Origin of the sequence: Kribbella sp. NPDC051770, from assembly GCF_040681455.1 — a bacterium.
Classification (GTDB): domain Bacteria; phylum Actinomycetota; class Actinomycetes; order Propionibacteriales; family Kribbellaceae; genus Kribbella.
Genome location: NZ_JBFAYT010000003.1, coordinates 346307 through 359823, shown reverse-complemented (window position 1 = coordinate 359823; position 13517 = coordinate 346307). Strand labels below are relative to the sequence as shown.

At 68.9% G+C, this 13517-nt stretch carries 16 protein-coding genes; 8 read left to right on the top strand and 8 right to left on the bottom strand.

Annotation, left to right across the window (positions count from 1 at the left end):
* The first annotated feature begins 226 nt into the window (after positions 1-226).
* From AB0M01_RS13095 to AB0M01_RS13085, 3 genes are all read left to right on the top strand, one after another.
* Positions 227-943, top strand: coding sequence for an anti-sigma factor antagonist (locus AB0M01_RS13095; protein ID WP_363668777.1), 717 nt, complete (start codon positions 227-229; stop codon positions 941-943).
* A 149-nt stretch (positions 944-1092) separates the two neighbouring features.
* Positions 1093-2475 (top strand): SpoIIE family protein phosphatase, encoded by a 1383-nt coding sequence (locus AB0M01_RS13090; protein WP_363668775.1) that lies wholly within the window; start codon positions 1093-1095, stop codon positions 2473-2475.
* Entirely contained in the window at positions 2463-3458 is a 996-nt protein-coding gene (locus AB0M01_RS13085; protein ID WP_363668773.1) for a cobalamin-dependent protein, read from the top strand. The genes AB0M01_RS13090 and AB0M01_RS13085 overlap by 13 nt, the downstream gene beginning before the upstream one ends.
* A gap of 5 nt (positions 3459-3463) precedes the next feature.
* On the opposite strand, the gene AB0M01_RS13080 is transcribed toward AB0M01_RS13085, so the two are convergent.
* From AB0M01_RS13080 to AB0M01_RS13065, 4 genes are all read right to left on the bottom strand, one after another.
* Positions 3464-3757 carry a DUF3027 domain-containing protein gene (locus AB0M01_RS13080; protein WP_363668771.1) on the bottom strand — a complete coding sequence of 98 codons (294 nt, stop codon included), beginning with the start codon at positions 3755-3757 and terminating at the stop codon, positions 3464-3466.
* Positions 3758-3839: 82 nt separating this feature from the next.
* Positions 3840-4133 (bottom strand): DUF3027 domain-containing protein, encoded by a 294-nt coding sequence (locus AB0M01_RS13075; RefSeq protein WP_363668769.1) that lies wholly within the window; start codon positions 4131-4133, stop codon positions 3840-3842.
* Positions 4134-4156: 23 nt separating this feature from the next.
* A complete protein-coding gene (locus AB0M01_RS13070) occupies positions 4157-4666 on the bottom strand; it encodes a hypothetical protein (RefSeq protein WP_363668767.1) in 510 nt (169 codons plus the stop codon).
* Positions 4663-5967, bottom strand: a complete 1305-nt coding sequence (locus AB0M01_RS13065) for an amidohydrolase (protein WP_363668765.1) — start codon at positions 5965-5967, stop codon at positions 4663-4665. The genes AB0M01_RS13070 and AB0M01_RS13065 overlap by 4 nt, the downstream gene beginning before the upstream one ends.
* A 145-nt stretch (positions 5968-6112) precedes the next feature.
* On the opposite strand from AB0M01_RS13065, the gene AB0M01_RS13060 reads away from it, so the two are divergent.
* Entirely contained in the window at positions 6113-6757 is a 645-nt protein-coding gene (locus tag AB0M01_RS13060; RefSeq protein WP_363668763.1) for an alpha-ketoglutarate-dependent dioxygenase AlkB, read from the top strand.
* A gap of 13 nt (positions 6758-6770) precedes the next feature.
* Here the strand turns inward: AB0M01_RS13060 and AB0M01_RS13055 are convergent, their stop codons facing one another.
* Positions 6771-7307, bottom strand: a complete 537-nt coding sequence (locus AB0M01_RS13055) for a hypothetical protein (protein ID WP_363668761.1) — start codon at positions 7305-7307, stop codon at positions 6771-6773.
* Positions 7308-7427: 120 nt separating this feature from the next.
* Between AB0M01_RS13055 and AB0M01_RS13050 the strand changes: the two genes are divergently transcribed.
* From AB0M01_RS13050 to AB0M01_RS13040, 3 genes are all read left to right on the top strand, one after another.
* Entirely contained in the window at positions 7428-8651 is a 1224-nt protein-coding gene (locus tag AB0M01_RS13050) for an MFS transporter (RefSeq protein WP_363668759.1), read from the top strand.
* On the top strand, positions 8651-9289 hold the full coding sequence (locus AB0M01_RS13045; RefSeq protein WP_363668757.1) for a pyridoxamine 5'-phosphate oxidase family protein: 639 nt from the start codon (positions 8651-8653) through the stop codon (positions 9287-9289). The genes AB0M01_RS13050 and AB0M01_RS13045 overlap by 1 nt, the downstream gene beginning before the upstream one ends.
* A 78-nt stretch (positions 9290-9367) precedes the next feature.
* Positions 9368-10510, top strand: coding sequence for a sensor histidine kinase (locus AB0M01_RS13040; RefSeq protein ID WP_363668755.1), 1143 nt, complete (start codon positions 9368-9370; stop codon positions 10508-10510).
* On the opposite strand, the gene AB0M01_RS13035 is transcribed toward AB0M01_RS13040, so the two are convergent.
* Complete coding sequence (locus AB0M01_RS13035; protein ID WP_363668753.1) at positions 10490-11701, bottom strand: alpha-hydroxy acid oxidase; 1212 nt, start codon at positions 11699-11701, stop codon at positions 10490-10492. The genes AB0M01_RS13040 and AB0M01_RS13035 overlap by 21 nt on opposite strands.
* 81 nt (positions 11702-11782) lie before the next feature.
* Here AB0M01_RS13035 and AB0M01_RS13030 point away from each other — a divergent pair, with 81 nt between their 5' ends.
* The gene (locus tag AB0M01_RS13030; protein WP_363668751.1) at positions 11783-12493 is read left to right on the top strand and encodes an FCD domain-containing protein; all 711 of its coding nucleotides are present in this window, start codon (positions 11783-11785) and stop codon (positions 12491-12493) included.
* On the opposite strand, the gene AB0M01_RS13025 is transcribed toward AB0M01_RS13030, so the two are convergent.
* Together AB0M01_RS13025 and AB0M01_RS13020 are read right to left on the bottom strand one after the other, a co-directional pair.
* Positions 12483-13034 (bottom strand): class I SAM-dependent methyltransferase, encoded by a 552-nt coding sequence (locus AB0M01_RS13025; protein ID WP_363668749.1) that lies wholly within the window; start codon positions 13032-13034, stop codon positions 12483-12485. The genes AB0M01_RS13030 and AB0M01_RS13025 overlap by 11 nt on opposite strands.
* A gap of 13 nt (positions 13035-13047) precedes the next feature.
* Positions 13048-13479, bottom strand: a complete 432-nt coding sequence (locus AB0M01_RS13020; protein WP_363668747.1) for a DUF6069 family protein — start codon at positions 13477-13479, stop codon at positions 13048-13050.
* Between the last annotated feature and the right edge of the window lie 38 nt (positions 13480-13517).

Genomic DNA, 13517 nt, shown 5'->3' with positions numbered 1-13517 from the left:
AGGGCGCGTGGTGCTTGCTGGTCCTTATCACAGGGGGTGCAGTTGTGTTGAGGGCGTGTGTACGGCGGGTGGTGGCGCGCCGGGGTAGTTGAACCGGTCGGTGGTGGGTGATAGATGTGAGGGTCGATTCGGTGGTTCGGACCTGTAGCCACTGCCCTGGCCCGCGTTCTGTGGGTCGTCTGACCGGCTCCTGGCACCACGGCGGGTGACGGGGTGAGGAGCCGACGTGCTCACCGACGACGAAACCTCCTTCACTCTCGAACTCGATACTTCCGGGCCTGGTCCGCTGGTGCGGGTCTGTGGTGATCTCGATCTGGAGACGGCGCCGGAGCTGACCGGACTGCTGAAGACACTGCTCGGGGCGCATCCGATCGTGGTGGATCTGGCTGAGGTCGAGTTCATGGACTCTTCTGGGCTCGGGGTGCTGGTGGGGGCGCACAAGGAGTCGCTCGCGCATGGTGGGGCGCTGGTTGTCGTTGGTCCGCGACCGCGGATTCAGAAGATTCTGCGGATCACGAAGCTGGACAAGGTGTTCACGGTTTATCCGACGCTTGACGGGCTGACTGCTGTTCTTGCCGAGCAGCAGCTTGCTGCGGCTGGTGAAGGTGGTGCCAGCGGATCCGCCGAGGAGCCGTCGAGTCCACCGCAGGTACCGGGCTCGGCGCAGATGCCAGACGCGGCGCAGATGCCGGACCAGGTGCAGGTGCCAAGCTCCACGCAAGTGTCAGACCCCGCGCAGATGCCAGGCCCAGCGCAGGAACCCCGCTCGTCCAACCCGCCAGGTGCAGTGCAGGCGCCGGGCTCAGCTCAGGAGACTCGTTTGCCTCACTTGCCAGATGCACCGTCCGTGCCGTACTCGCCGGAGGGTCGTGGGGCGTCGCCTGCGCCTGGAGTGCCACAGGCTGAGGGGCCGCCGCCGGGGCGGGATCGTGATCGCGGATGATGCCCGGGGAGAGCGGACCGGGTGAGACCGGGGGCTCGCTGCTGGAGCAGGCGTCCGGGGTGCGGGCGGAGGCGGCTGGCGTTGCAGCCGAGTCAGCCGCAGCTCGCGCAGTCCACCGCGCTGAAGGTGACGCTGCAGGTCCTGGCGATGTGCGGGCGGAGTCGTCCGGCGTACGGAGTGAGTCCGTTCACGTCCGCGGCGACGCGTCCGGCGTACGCGGTGAGTTGGTTGGTGGCCGCGGCGAGGCGTTCGGCGTGCCGGTGGAGTCGGCTGGTGTGCGGGCGGAGATCGTCGAGGAGATCGGGGTCAGTATGACCGGGTCGCTCAATCTGCGGCGGTGTGTGCTGCAGTTGCTGACGGGGGTTCAGCCGGAGCTTGCTGAGTGGGCTGTGCTGGTGTGGATCAACCCGCGGACCGGGGCGTTGACGGTCTGGGGTGGTGAGGACCCGGCGGCGAGTGTGAAGGTTTCCCGGCGGATGATCGCCGGGCAGGTGCTCGAGCGGATTCTGACGACCGGGCACACCGAGCTGCTGCATGTGGCGCTCGAGGAGATGAGTTCCGACGCGCTGGCCAGCATGGTTCCGCACGCCGCGCTGCGGGAACAGGCCGCGGCTCTGCGTCCTGTCGACGTGCTGGGGCTCGGGTTGACGGCGCGTGGAGTCACTCTCGGGGCGCTGGTGATGGTTCGCGGTCAGGGGCGCGGTTTCTCCGAGGCTGACGTCGCCATCGGTGAGCAGCTCGCGGCGCGGGCGTCGCTCGCCCTCGACTCCGCGCGGCTGTACGAGCAGAGCAGCCGGGTCGCGGCCGCGCTGCAGGAGAGCCTCGTGCCGCCGGAGCTTCCCACGGTCCCGGGCGTGGATCTCGCCGCGAGATACCGGCCGGCGGTGGAGCACCTCGACATCGGCGGTGACTTCTACGACGTGTTCCGCGCGGGTGACGAATGGCTCGCCGTCCTCGGTGATGTCTGCGGCAAGGGCGTCGATGCCGCGGTGCTGACCGGACGCGCCCGGCAGAGCATCCGCACGGCCGCGCACTTCGAGCGCGAGCCGGGTGCACTGCTGTCGGCGTTCAACACGGTGTTCTCGCAGGATCCGTCGAACCGCTTCATCACGCTGGTCTGTCTGCGGATCCGCCCGGCCGCGGACGGGCTGTCCGCTGAGGTCGAGGTCGCTGTCGCAGGTCATGCCGGGCCCGTCCTCGTCCGGGCTGACGGGCGTGCCGAGCAGCTGCCGATCGAGGGCACCGTCGCCGGCGTCGTACCCGAGGTGGCGTACCCGGCGATCACCGTGCGTCTGGAGCAGGGCGATGCGCTGCTGATGTCCACCGACGGCGTCGAGGAGGCGCGCGGTGCGGATGGGTTCTACGGAACGGACCGGCTGCTGCGACTGCTCGGCGAGTACGCCGGTGCGGGCGCTGACGCGATCTGCGGCGCCGTCGAGCAGGACGTCGTCGAGCACCTGGACGGCCGCGCTCATGACGACATCGCGCTGCTGGCGATCAGTTGCGGAGGATCACTCGGATGGCAGAGCTGACCGTACCGGCGAACGACGCTCTCGACGCGTTTGAGCTCGCGCTGGCGACCGTCGACACGTCGGCGGCGTTGGAGGTCGTGGAGAACCAGCTGGCGCAGGGTGTGCCGCCGGTCGTCGTACTGACCGACGTTGTTGCGACTGCCCAGCGCAATGTGGGGACGCGGTGGCAGCGCGGCGACTGGACGGTCGCCGAGGAGCACGCCGCGACGGCCGTGGCTGCGGCGGCGACCGAGGCTGTCGCGCGGTACACGCGGCAGCTGCCGGTGACTCGGGGCAAGGCGCTGGTGGCTTGCGCTGAGCGGGAGTGGCACGCGCTGCCGGCGATGATCATCGACTGCGCGCTGCGGGCCGACGGATGGGACACGACGCTGCTCGGCGCATCGACTTCGCCGCTGCGGCTCGGGCAGTACCTGCAGGATCACGGGCCGGACGCGTTGGCGGTCAGCTGCTCGATGTTGGGAGCGCTGCCGACGACGCGGCGTTTCGTGGAAGCCAGTACGACGGCGGGAATCCCGATCGTGGTGGGCGGAGCGGCGTTCGGGCTGGACGACGTACGGGCTCGCGCTCTCGGCGCGACCGCGTGGGCCGCCGACGCGCCGAGCGCCGTACTGGCTGCGCGTGAACTGCCGACGGTTGTGCCGGCAGCCGAACCACTGCCTGCCGAAGCGTCGGCGGAGCAGGCGACGCTGGAGCTGTCCCATCGGGAGATCGCCGGGCGTCTGCAGGCGGCCTGGGACGTCGACCCCAGCCTTGAGATCGTCGAGGACGCGGTCAACCAGACACTGCACGCCGTGTGGGCCGCGCTGCTGACCGGCGATCCGCGCCCGATCCCGCAGACCGCGCAGTGGATCGCGGAGCTGCTCGGTGCGCGTCGAGCTGACCCGTCTGACACCGTTGCCCTGGGCCTCCACCTGAGGACGGAGTTGCGCGACTACCCGCTCTCCCACAAGCTCGTCACAGAGTCCTGGCCGACGGGGGCCTGACCGGCTCACATCTCCTCGGGGACAGCCCAGGTGCCTGACGAGCTGAATGCGTTGCAGCCGTCGTGTTCGAACATCACGGCGCGGTCGTGGGACGACGCGGGGTTTGCGCACGCGCCGTGGTCGTGACCGAGGTCGCCGGCGAGGGGGAACCAGAAGCGGCACGCGCCGCATTGTTCGTCGTACCAGGCCTCGAGGTAGGCGGGGTCGGCGGTGGACCGCGTTCTTGGGGCGACCCATCGGGCGTGGATGGCATCCCGCTCGTCGGGGTTGGTGCCGGCGTCGTGGGGTGCGTTCGGCACTGAGACTCCTGGGTGGATTCGGGGCTACTGGGTTCGTAGAAGGCGGTACCAGGGAGCGGTTGGAGGTGGCCAGTCTGCTCGGCTACATCTCTTCAGGGATGGCCCAGGTGCCTGAGGGGGTGAAGGCGTCGCAGCCGTCGTGTTCGAACATGACGGTCCGGTCATGCGGGGAGGTGGCGTTAGCACAGGCGCCGTAGTCGTTGCCTAGGTTGCCGGCCAGGGGGAACCAGAAGCGGCAGGCGCCGCACTGTTGTTCGGTCCAGGAGTCGAGGTAGCCGGAGTCGCCGGGGAAGCGGGTTCGGTGTTGGACCCAGCGGCGGTGGATTGCTTTGCGTTCGGCGGGGTCGGTGCCGGCGTGGTGGGTTGGGTTCGGCACGGGGGCTCCTGGGGTGGGTGTTGTTACCAGGTTCGTTGGAATCTGAAGCCTTGGTCGTCGGTGGATTCGATGTAGGCCATGGCTTGGATCGAGCGGTCTGCTGGCGAACGCCTGGGGAACTGGGTGAGTTCGGGGGCTTGGAGGTCGAGGAGGGTGGCGGCTGTGCGGAACTCGGTGGGTGGGTCCAGGTCGATGAGTTCGGCGGCTCGGTAGAGGAGGGCCAGGGACGGGATGACGTCGCGGAAGTCGTCGGTGAGGTCCAGAGCTATGGCGGTTGCGATCAGGGCGGTGCGGATCTTGTTGGCGTCTCTGTCTCGGACGGCCAGGGAGGCTGCGCGTTCGGCGTAGGTGGCCAGGACGCCGGCTGCTCCCAGGGGCATTTTGAGTTTGAGGGCTTGGAAGGAGAGGCCGGGGACGGCGGCGGACAGGAGGGTGTGGATCTGGTGGTCTCGGTGGGATGGGAGTGGTTTGGGACCGTACTCGCGGTTGATGGAGGGGCGGAGGACGTTGAAGTCCTTGTCGGTGGGGGTCATGGGGCGTAGTGCTGGATCGTGTCGGGGGTGGTGAGGGTTACCAGCGAGTCGGCTACTTCGTTGGCCTGGTTGAGGATCTCGGGGAGGTCGGCGGTGGTCAGGGACTGGTTGTGGACTACCAGGTGGCCGGCTACCAGGACGTGGATCACGTCGGCGGGGCGGATGGAGTAGACGAGGGCTGCCAGGGGGTTGTGGAGGGGCTGGTTGTGGGGGGCTGAGAGGTCTACCAGGGTGATGTCCGCTGGGTGGCCTGGGGTGAGGGTGTTGGGGTGGGTGGCCAGGCGGAGGGTTTGGGAGAGGGACATCCAGGTGGCGTCCTGTTCCTTGTGCTTTTCGGTGAGGGCCGTCAGGCGGAGGGATTCCCACATGTCTTGGGTGTTGTGGGCTGCTGCTCCGTCTGTGCCTATCGAGATCGGGATGCCTGCGGCTTGGAGGCTCCGGATGGGGGTTGTGTTGCCCATGGCAAGTTTCAGGTAGATCTTGGGGCAGGTCGCGATGACGGTGCGGTCGGCGTGTTGGGCCAGGAGGGTTACGTCTTCGTCGGCGAGGGCGCAGGCGTGGGCCAGGTGGGCGCCGGCTTCGAGGATGCCGGTGCGGTGCAGGAGTCGGATGGGGGTGGCGTTGTGGTGGGTCAGGGAGGAGGTGGTTTGTTCTTGGGTTTCTGCTGCGTGGAGGTGGATTCGGAAGTTCTCGGAGCGGGCTACTTCTGCGGTGCGCGTCAGGTCTTCTTCCGACACGGTGTAGGGGGCGTGCGGGCCTAGGCTCGCAGTGATTCGGGGATTGCTCAGGGCGCGGATCTGGCGGGCTGTGTCGAAGGAGGCTTCTCTTGCTTCGGGGCCGGTGGAGGTGAAGAAGGTGGGGGCCAAGTCGGCTCGGATGCCTAGTTCCGCGGCTGCTTGGGCTACTTGGTCGGCGTGGAAGTAGTGGTCGGCGAAGGACGTGATGCCGGACAGGAGCATTTCTGCGCAGGCCAGGCGGGCGCCGATTCTCACTCGTTCCGGGGTGAGGTTGGTTTCCATGGGCCAGATCTTCTGGTTGAACCAGTTGTCGAGGGAGAGATCCTCGGCGGCGCCTCGCATCAGGACCATCGGGGTGTGAGTGTGGGCGTTCGTGAGGCCGGGGATGGCCAGGAGCCCGGTCGCGTCGAGGACTTCTGCGTCAGACGGTGGGGTCTGTCGGGTGGGGGTGATGGCGCTGATGGTGCCGTCGGTGATGTGGATGTCCTGGGCGTCTTGAACGGAGCAGTCGCCTGAGTCGGGGGTGACCAGGACTGCGCAGTTCCGGATCAGGGTGCTGGTCATGGGGGCAGTCTTTCGTGGGTGAGGGGCAGGGTGGAAGGTGCCTCATTCGCCTCAGGGGCACCACTGGTTTCAGGTGCCGGTGGGCGTCGGTCAAACGATCGACGGTCAGGGGAACGTATGTTCGAATCTCGGGTACAGTGGCGGCATGGGTGCTGACCTTCAAGCGTCCTTGCTGGATGCGTTCGCTGATCCGGAGCTGGGGTCGCTGGACGCGGTGCAGCGGACGGAGCTGAGCCACGGAGCGTGGATCGACGTGCTGCCGGGGTGGTTGTCGGGAGCCGACCAGGTGTACGAGCGGCTCGCCGTGGACGTGCCGTGGCGGGAGGAGCGGCGGCAGATGTACGACCGGATGGTCGAGGTGCCGCGGTTGTTGTGCTTCTACGGGGAGAACGTGACGTTGCCGCTGCCGATCCTGGACGAGGCTCGGGAGATGTTGAGCGAGCATTACGCCGAGGAGCTGGGTGAGCCGTTTCGGACTGCCGGGTTGTGCTACTACCGGGACGGGCGCGACAGCGTGGCCTGGCACGGGGACAAGCTGGGGCGCGGGGAGCGGGAGGACACGATGGTCGCGATCCTTTCGGTGGGTGAGCCTCGGGTGCTGGCGTTGCGGCCTCGGCCGGGGTCGGTGAGTGGGCCGGTCGGGTCGACCATTCGGTATCCGTTGGGGCATGGGGATCTGATCGTGATGGGTGGGTCCTGTCAGCGGACTTGGGAGCATGCGATTCCGAAGGCGTCCGGGCGGATCGGGCCGCGGATCAGTGTGCAGTTCAGGCCTCGCGGGGTGCGGTGACATGGGGTGCTCCTCAGGCGGCGATCGGTAGGTCGGCGGCTTCGGTGGTGAGGTCGGCGAGGAAGACGGTGTCGCGGGAGGCCAGGTAGAAGCCGAGCAGACGGACGCCCAGGGAGCGGCAGACTCGGGTGGCGGCGTCTGCCCATTCGCGGTCGGTGACGGTTGTTGTGGAGGGGCCTCGGCGGCCTAGAGCCAGGACGAGCGAGCCGCCGGGGTAGACCTGCAGTGGGCGGATGACGGGGCGTAGGGCGGCGGCCTTGTTGATGGGGCGTGCGGAGGTGGGCGCGATCGCGGTGGGCGCCGCGATGGTGGGGTGCCGCCGGCGGGAGCGGTGGCGGACTGCTTGGCCCGGGGTCGGGTCGGGGATCAGGTCTCGGAGGTCGATGGCGATGGCGCCTTTGAAGTGGTCGTGGTGGTCGCAGATGATCAGGGTCAGGGCGCCTCGGCTGCGGTCGCCGGCGGTGGAGTAGAGGTCGACGACGTCGCGGGTGAGGGTCGGGTCGGTGAGGGCGCGCAGGCGCCAGTCGGTGGGGAGGTCTGTGAAGGTCATGCAGAGAAGATGCCGTGAAAACCGGGAGATTCCGCGGTTGTCCACAGGGAAATATTGGCCCATCTGAGTGCACCCAGAATGGACCGTACTGTTGGGCCGCTGCAGATTTAGGGTCGGAGTATGACGACCTCGAAGCGGTTGGCGGCGGCGCAGTTGGTGAGCTCGGTGGGCGATGGGGCGTTCATCGTCACGTCGGCCTTGTTCTTCACGCGGGTGGTCGGGTTGTCGACCGGTCAGGTCGGCCTCGGGCTGACGATCGCGTGGCTGGTGGGGTTCCTGACCGGAGTGCCGCTGGGGCATCTCGCCGATCGGTGCGGGCCGCGGGTGGTGGCGATCGTGCTGGCGCTGGCGACCTCACTCTCAGTCGCATCGTTCCTGGTGGTCCGGAGCTTCCCGCTCTTCATCGTGGCCGCGATCGCTTATGCGAGCAGCCAGACCGGGCTGACCGCGGCGCGGCAGGCTTTGCTGGCGGGGCTCGTTTCGCCGGCTGAGCGGACCCGGATCCGGGCGACGTTGCAGGCGACGGCGAACGGTGGGCTCGCCGTGGGGGCCGCGCTCGGTGGCGTCGCGCTGAAGTTCGACACGGCCCCGGCGTACCTGACGGTGTTCGCGATCGATGCCGTGAGCTTCCTGGTCGCGGCGGTGTTGCTCACCCGAGTGCCGCGCGTCCAGGTCGCCGTACGGGTGCAGGGTGAGCCGCGGCTCGCGGTGCTGCGCGACCGCCCGTACGCCGTACTGGCGCTCCTGAACGCAGTGATGCTGATGTTCATGCCGCTGCTCAGCCTGATCGCGCCGTTGTGGATCGTCGAGCGGACCAACGCCCCGGGCTGGGTCGTCGCGTCGCTGCTGGTCATCAACACGCTCGGGGTCACCGCGTTCCAGGTCCGGGTCGCGCGCAGCGTCACCAACCTGCGGACGGCGACACGGTCGGTGCGGGTCGCCGGGATCGCGATGCTCGCCGCCTGTGCGGTGTTCGGGTTGACCGCCTTCGGCGCTCCCCCGGCCGCGACGGCCGTCGTACTGGGTGCGGCTGCCGCCCTGCTGACCTTCGGCGAGATGAAACTCGCCTCCGGTTCCTGGGAGATCAGCTTCGGGCTCGCGCCCGCCGAGCAGCAGGGCCAGTACCAGGGATTCTTCGGGACCGGCCCAGCGATCGCCCGGATGCTCGGCCCGGTGCTGCTGACCACGCTGATCCTCGGGTGGGGTCCGATCGGGTGGCTGGTGGTCGGAGCGCTGTTCCTGGGGACCAGTTGCGCGACTGGTCCCGCCGTACGATGGGCCGCACGGACTCGGCCCGCCAGCCAGGCGGTCCAGCCTTCACCGGTAGAGGAGTACGCCGCCTGATGGACATCCCCGGACTGGTCGAGATCACTACCCACGAAGAGCTGCGCGAGGTCGTCCCCGAGCCGCTCTCCCACGCGTCGGCCAAGGTCCGCAAGGAGCTCCACGACCTCGACAAGGACTGGCTCGCCGCATCGCCGTTCTGCCTGATCGCGACGTCGGCGGCCGACGGCAGCTGCGACGTCTCCCCCAAGGGCGACCCGGCCGGTTTCACACTGGTCCTCGACGACAGCACGATCGCGATCCCAGAGCGGGCCGGCAACCGGCGAATCGACGGCTTCACCAACATCGTCACCAACCCGAACGTCGGGCTGATCTTCCTGATCCCGGGCCGCGGCGAGACGCTGCGGATCAACGGCCGGGCCCGGATCGTCCGGGAGGCGCCGTTCTTCGACCAGATGGTGGTCAAGGGCAACCGCCCGCAGCTGGCCCTGCTGGTCGAGATCGAGGAGATCTTCCACCACTGCTCGAAGGCGTTCCTGCGCTCGAAGGTCTGGAAGCCCGAGAACTGGGAGCCGGACGCCGTCCCGAACCGGGCCACCATCGCGAAGGCGCTGGACCGGCCGAACGACGACCTGGCCGAGCTTGAGCAGTACTACGGGCCGACGTACGAGGAAGGCATCTACAACGTCAAGTACTGACGTACTCCGGGTGAAGCAGGCGCGAGTACTCCGTGGCGACGACGACACGTCGGCGTCGCGGCCTCTAGTGTTCTGAGAGTGACGACGACCTTCTGGCCCCAGGTACGACGGATCGCCCTGCCGGCGTTCGTCTCACTCGTGGCCGTGGTCGGGTCGATCGGCGCCAGCAACAACCAGCCGGGCCGCCGCGCGGCCGACTGGCTGCTGGTCGTGCTCGTGCTGATCGGATCGGTGTCGCTGTACTGGCTCCGGACCCACCCGGTGCCGGTGCTGTGGGCGACGGCCGTCTCCACGCTGTTCTACATGCTGCGCGAGTACGGGTACGGGCCGGTGATCTTCAGCTTCGTGATCGCTGTCTTCGCCGCGATCCGCGCCGGCCATCGGTCAGCGGGCTGGACGGCGATCGCCGCCCTGTACGCCGGCCACGTCCTGGGCCGCTTCGTGCTCGGGATCAACGACCAGAACGTGTACCAGATCCTGCTCGTCGGCACCTGCTTCCTCGTCCTCGGGTTCCTCGCCGAGCTGTTCCGGGCGCATCGCGACCGGGTGATGGCGGCGAAGAAGACCCGCGAGGAGGAGGAGCTGCGCCGCGCCAGCGAGGAGCGGCTGCGGATCGCCCAGGAGCTGCACGACGTCGTCGCGCACCACATCTCACTGATCAACGTGCAGGCGTCGACCGCGTTGCACCTGGTCGATCGCAAGCCCGAGCAGGCCGGTCCGGCGCTGTCGGCGATCAAGGATGCGAGCAAGGAGGCGCTGGTCGAGCTGCGGTCGATCGTGGGCATCCTGCGGCAGTCCGACGAGTCAGCGCCGCGGCAGCCGGTCGCTGGTCTGGAGCGGCTCGATCACCTGATCGGCAACACGTCGCGCGCCGGGCTGGAGGTGCACACGGTCGTGCATGGCGATCCGCGGCCGCTGCCGACCGGGCTGGACCGGGCGGCGTTCCGAATCATCCAGGAGTCGCTGACGAACGTCGTACGGCATGCGAAGGCGACAGCTGCCACCGTCCGGATCCAGTACGGCGAGGAGACGCTCGTGCTGCAGGTCGACGACGACGGTGAGTCGCTGGCCGGTCCGCCCCGCGAGGGCAACGGCATCGCCGGGATGCGGGAGCGGGCGACAGCGCTCGGCGGCACACTGACTGCCAGCCGTACGCCGACAGGTGGGCTGCGCGTGATCGCCCACCTGCCGTTGGACGCGTCAGGGCAAGCGGACGTGTGACGGGTTCAGATCAGCCACGCTGGGGACGCCCAGCAGCGCCATGGTCCGCTTGACCTCGGTGGTGAGGATCTGCGCTGCCCGCTCGACGCCGCGCTGACCGCCGGCCATCAGGCCGTACAGGTACGCGCGGCCGACCAGGCACGCGTCAGCGCCCAGAGCAATCGCTGCGACGATGTCAGCGCCGCTCATGATGCCGGTGTCGAGGTAGACCTCGGCGTCGGAGCCGATGGCCTTGCGGACGTCCGGCAGGATCCGCAGCGGTGTGGGCGCCCGGTCCAGCTGGCGGCCACCGTGGTTGGACAGTACGACGGCGTCAGCGCCCGCATCGACCACCCGGCGGGCGTCCTCGACGGTCTGGATGCCCTTGATGATCAGCGGGCCGTCCCAGATCGAGCGGATCCAGTTCAGGTCGTCCAGCGTCATCGTCGGGTCGAACAGCTGGTCCAGCAGCTCCGCGACCGTGCCACCCCAGCTGGACAGGGAGGCGAAGGTCAGCGGGCGAGTGGTGAGCAGGTTGACCCACCAGGCTGGGTGCAGCGACGCGTCGAGCACGGTCTTGGCGGTCAGCGACGGCGGGATGGTGAAGCCGTTGCGGACGTCGCGGAGCCGCGCACCGGCGACCGGTACGTCGACGGTCAGCATCAGCGCCTCGTACCCGGCGGCGGCCGAGCGCTTGACCAGGTCCTCCCCCGCGTCGCGGTCGCGCCACACGTACAGCTGGAACCACTTGCGGGCATCCGGGCCGGCGGCAGCGACATCCTCGATCGAGGTGGTGCCCATCGTGGACAGCGCGTACGGGATGCCGACGTCTTGCGCGACCTTGACGACCGCACTCTCACCCTCGTGGTTCATCATTCGCGTGAAGCCGGTCGGCGCGAACGCGAACGGCAGCGCGGAACGGCGGCCGAGGATGTCGGTGCTCAGGTCGAGGTCGCCGACGTCACGCAGGATCGACGGCTGCAGCTCCATCTCGGCGAACAGCCGGCGGGCCCGCTGCAGGCTGATCTCGGACTCGGCCGCGCCGTCGGTGTAGTCGAACACCGAGCGCGGCGTCCGGCGCTTGGCGATCGCGCGCAGGTCCGCGATGGTGAGCGCCTTCTCCAGCCGGCGCTCGGTCGGGTTCACCGTGACCGGCTTGGCCCGCAGCAGCGGCTTCAGCTCGGACCAGCGAGGGATCTGGCGTTCGGTCATCGGGGCATCCTCGGAAGTCGCGCGAGTGTGGTCGGACCACAGCATAGCCTGTGGTCCGACCACACAGCTAGACTCGCGGCTGTGAAGAACTACGAGCTGGTGCTGCAGCAGGTCGAGGCTGACCTCGCAGCCGGGCGACTGCGGCTGGGTGGGCGGCTGCCGGGTGAGCGGGCGCTGGCTGAGCAGCTGGGGATCAGCAGGCCGTCGGTGCGTGAGGCGGTGCGGGTACTGGAGGCGCTGGGCGTCGTACGGACTGCTACTGGGTCTGGGCCGGAGGCGGGCGCGGTGATCGTGGCTGAGCCTGCTGCGCCGTTGACGGCGTTGCTGCGGTTGCACCTTGCCACCAGTCATCTGCCGATGCAGGACATCGTGCAGACGCGGGTGCTGCTGGAGTCGTGGTCGGCGCGGGAGGCGGCGGCGCGGTTCGGTTCTGACACCGGGTTGCAGTTAGCCGAGGCGGAGGGGCTTCTGGAGCGGATGGATGCGGACGGGCTGTCGCCGGAGGAGTTCCACCTGCTCGACGCGGAGTTCCACGTCGCGCTGGCGGGGCTGGCGGGGAACGTGCTGATCGCTGCGGTGATGGGGTCGTTGCGGTCGGCCATCCACCAGTACGTGCTGGCCGCCGTACCGAACCTGCCCGACTGGGACGCTACGGCGGTCGCACTACGGGCTGAGCACCACGGGATCGTGGCGGCGATCAGGAGCGGCCGGGGTGAGGATGCGGCGCAGCTGGTGACTGAGCACATCGAGGGGTTCTACCGGGCGGCTCGGCTGTCCTCGCCTACCTGGTAGCGGCGCCGGCGATGAACGGGATGGGGATCAGGCCCGGCATCGTGAAGTGCTCCAGCTGGAGCGTGCTGAAACCGGACAGGTCGATGGCGGTCTGGATGTCGCGGGCCGGGTTGCAGCCGCGGTCGAAGCGGCGGGTGATCGGGGCGGCGAGCTTTTGCAGACGGTACGTCGTACTGCCGCGCGGTGCGGCGACGTGCTCGACGAAGACGAAGCGGCCGCCGGGACGGAGGACTCGGTGCAGCTCGGCCAACGCCGCGGGGAGGTCGGCGACCGAGCAGAGCACGACGGTCGACAGAACGCCGTCGATGCTTGCTGAGGGCAACGGGATCTGCTCGGCCCCGGCGTCCAGGACCTGGCGTCGAGGAGCTGTCCGCGCGAGCTGGGCGCGCGCCCGGCGGTTCGGCTCCAGGCCGATCCAGTCGACGTCGGCCGGCAGGTCGGCGAAGTTGGCGCCGCTGCCGGCGCCGATCTCGAGGACCGTGCCGGACAGCGAGCGGATCAGGTCCCGCTTCGCCGTCCGGTAGCCGCTCCAGTTCCTCATCTCGGTGGTCATGCTAGTTGCGGCGCTCGCACGGCGACAGGGCTGTGCGGTGCAACCCGGTGATCACGATCGCGCCGACGACCAGGTGCAGGGACGCCAGCCCCAGCTTGGCGCCGATGCCGATCCCGGCGACCAGCGGGCTGCCGAGGGACATGATGCAGGCGCAGGCCGCGATGACCGTCCAGATCTTGCGAGCGTTGACCGTACGCCGCTCGAGCAGCGCCAGCAGGCCCCAGCCGGCGAACCCCATCAGGGTCGCCGAGACGAAGACCGAGACCCAGGTGATGTCGATCGTGGAGGAGCCCTGCTCGGCCTGCAGGTCGATCCCGGCCAGCGGGCCGAGGATCGCCCAGGCGACGAGGGCCGCGGCCGAGGTCGCGCCGACGACGGCCAGACGGCTCTTGCCCTCGACGCGGGTGCGGGGCTTGTTCGTTGTGATGGTCATCTTCGTGCCTTCCGGTGAGCGGGGCGATGTGCGACCAG

Coding starts and splice junctions, on each gene's coding strand:
- AB0M01_RS13085 (WP_363668773.1), top strand. CDS start 2,463: ATGGCAGAGCTGACCGTACCGGCGAACGACGCTCTCGACGCGTTTGAG.
- AB0M01_RS13070 (WP_363668767.1), bottom strand. CDS start 4,666: ATGACCCCCACCGACAAGGACTTCAACGTCCTCCGCCCCTCCATCAAC.
- AB0M01_RS13065 (WP_363668765.1), bottom strand. CDS start 5,967: ATGACCAGCACCCTGATCCGGAACTGCGCAGTCCTGGTCACCCCCGAC.
- AB0M01_RS13060 (WP_363668763.1), top strand. CDS start 6,113: ATGGGTGCTGACCTTCAAGCGTCCTTGCTGGATGCGTTCGCTGATCCG.
- AB0M01_RS13055 (WP_363668761.1), bottom strand. CDS start 7,307: ATGACCTTCACAGACCTCCCCACCGACTGGCGCCTGCGCGCCCTCACC.
- AB0M01_RS13050 (WP_363668759.1), top strand. CDS start 7,428: ATGACGACCTCGAAGCGGTTGGCGGCGGCGCAGTTGGTGAGCTCGGTG.
- AB0M01_RS13045 (WP_363668757.1), top strand. CDS start 8,651: ATGGACATCCCCGGACTGGTCGAGATCACTACCCACGAAGAGCTGCGC.
- AB0M01_RS13035 (WP_363668753.1), bottom strand. CDS start 11,701: ATGACCGAACGCCAGATCCCTCGCTGGTCCGAGCTGAAGCCGCTGCTG.
- AB0M01_RS13025 (WP_363668749.1), bottom strand. CDS start 13,034: ATGAGGAACTGGAGCGGCTACCGGACGGCGAAGCGGGACCTGATCCGC.
- AB0M01_RS13020 (WP_363668747.1), bottom strand. CDS start 13,479: ATGACCATCACAACGAACAAGCCCCGCACCCGCGTCGAGGGCAAGAGC.